This is a genomic window from Streptomyces griseoruber, from assembly GCF_001514205.1.
Classification (GTDB): domain Bacteria; phylum Actinomycetota; class Actinomycetes; order Streptomycetales; family Streptomycetaceae; genus Streptomyces; species Streptomyces griseoruber.
The window spans coordinates 1-1,981 of sequence record NZ_KQ948822.1; the positions used below are offsets into that span (position 1 = coordinate 1).

General features: G+C 65.9%; 3 protein-coding genes. 1 reads left to right on the forward strand and 2 read right to left on the reverse strand.

Features of this window, described 5'->3' with window-relative positions; genetic code table 11:
- Window positions 1–96: 96 nt before the first annotated feature.
- A complete protein-coding gene (locus tag AQJ64_RS44755; protein ID WP_157880868.1) occupies window positions 97–522 on the reverse strand; it encodes a hypothetical protein in 426 nt (141 codons plus the stop codon).
- A gap of 60 nt (window positions 523–582) precedes the next feature.
- On the opposite strand from AQJ64_RS44755, the gene AQJ64_RS44760 reads away from it, so the two are divergent.
- Entirely contained in the window at window positions 583–1,353 is a 771-nt protein-coding gene (locus AQJ64_RS44760; RefSeq protein WP_055632672.1) for an IS5/IS1182 family transposase, read from the forward strand.
- A gap of 185 nt (window positions 1,354–1,538) precedes the next feature.
- Here the strand turns inward: AQJ64_RS44760 and AQJ64_RS44765 are convergent.
- On the reverse strand, window positions 1,539–1,981 hold a 443-nt coding region (locus AQJ64_RS44765; RefSeq protein WP_211286549.1), incomplete at its 5' end, for a helicase associated domain-containing protein.

A 1,981-nucleotide genomic window follows, 5' to 3' on the forward strand; every position in this document is an offset into this window, starting at 1 on the left:
AAGTCACGTCACCGCTATCGATGAGAATGCCGAGGGCCAGCCGAGTCAATTGACTGCCTAAAGGCTGTCCCGGAATTGCTGTGCAAGAAGACGCCGCTACGGTCGGCTCTCCACGCCGTGAGCCGGCAGTAGCCCTACCAGTGCGTCTACGGCCTCGACAGCGTTCGGAGTGGCGAGTACGAGTACGGGGTCGGGTTTCCGGAGAAGGAGGCCGCTCCAGACCCGGAAGGAAGGATGGCCATTCGGCCCACCGGTGTCGAAGGAGATAGACCCCGCCAGCTCGTTCACGTCATCTTGTGCGCCGGGCGTCCAGAACGCGGGGCTGTCCTCGAACCGTAGATAGTTGTGGCTGGTGAACGGATACCACTGGCTCAACGCACTCACCCTGGCGGCCAGCACTAACTCCTCTGCGACAGGAGGAACCCAGGAATCGGCTCCTCGCACCGCGGCGTCGGCGGACCGCGCGCATTCCTCCATCCAGTCCCAGGCAGCTGCCAGCGACCACGGGGCGTTCATCTCCATCCGCCAAGTCTGGCCCGGCGCACGGGCGGTCGCGTTGGTTACGAATGAGATGATCTTGATGTGGCTGGTGTGATCACGGCGTCGGAGCCCTCCTGGATAGCCCCGTTCAGCGGACTGAGCCCGCGACAATTCGGCAAGCTGATCACCGCGCTACGGCGCGAGGGCGCGGACCCGGTCCGCAAGGGCCGACCGTGGAGCCTGCCGCTGGAGAACAGGGTCCTGCTGGTCGCCGCATACTGGCGCACCAATCTCACCCTGCGGCAGCTGGCACCGCTGTTCGGGGTCTCCAAGTCCGCCGCGGACCGCATAATCGCCCACCTTGGGCCGTTGCTTGCCCTACAGCCTCGCAAGAGGTTCCGGAAGGACACCGTGCTGATCGCCGACGGCACCCTGGTCCCCACCCGTGACCACACGATCGCCGAGCAGTCGAAGAACTACAGGTACTCCACCAACCACCAGGTCGTCATCGACGCCGACACCCGGCTGGTCGTCGCCATCGGGCGGCCGGTCCCAGGGAACCGCAACGACTGCATGGCATGGGCGCTGTCCGGAGCGAAGGACGCCATCGGCCGCACCACGGTGATCGCTGACGGCGGCTACCGGGGCACCGGCCTGATCATTCCTCACCGCCGTGACCCCGGCCGGGCCGAACTCCCAGCCTGGAAAGAGAAACACAACGCCTCGCACCGCAAGGTCAGGGCCCGCGTTGAGCACGCCTTCGCCCGGATGAAGAGCTGGAAGATCCTCCGCGACTGCCGCTTGAAAGGCAACGGCGTTCACCACGCCATGCTCGGCATCGCCCGCCTCCACAACCTCACCATCACCGGCTGAACCTAGAGCAGGCAGGTCAGCGAACACGACCGTGATCAATTATGGGACAACGCTTAGCTCACTTTTTGCCACGGGGGCGCAAACGTCCGCCCCTGATCTGCGTGCCAGACCGGTTCAACATTCCTCTAAACGCCATAGCTGCAAGGTGACGACGCCCCGGCCTCTTGCCAGCCGACCGTCGACTTTCACGCCCACTCCACTCCCAGCTCGGTCAGAGCGGCCCGCTGCTCCTGTGCGAGCTTGTCGCGGCGGGTCTTGGTGTTGGAGATCCACACGCCCAGCTTGACGACTACCGGCTCGGTCTCGCCGTCGACCGTGATCTCTTCAGCGTGGCCGCGCGGGACAGGCCGGTGGGAACCTTCCCTCTCGACCCACTGCGCGAGGGCCGCCAGGCCCCGCTGGAACGCCTGTTCCGCCTTGCCCGGGCCCTTCGTCGTACGTGTGGCAGCCGGGGCGGGAGCCGGGGCCTCAAGCGGCTGTACGCCCAGCTGGGACAGCCGTTCCTGCTGCTCGGTCGACAGCTGTGCCCAGTTGCCTGGCTGGGTCTGTCGCTCCAGCCATCGTCCGATGTCGTCGCCGTCCATGAGTACGCCGGGTGCGATGTTGGGGAGGATGCCGTCGGCGTCGA

What these genes read in the sequence shown, in the direction of transcription:
- AQJ64_RS44755 (WP_157880868.1), bottom strand. Translation starts at nt 522, where the DNA reads ATGGAGATGAACGCCCCGTGGTCGCTGGCAGCTGCCTGGGACTGGATG.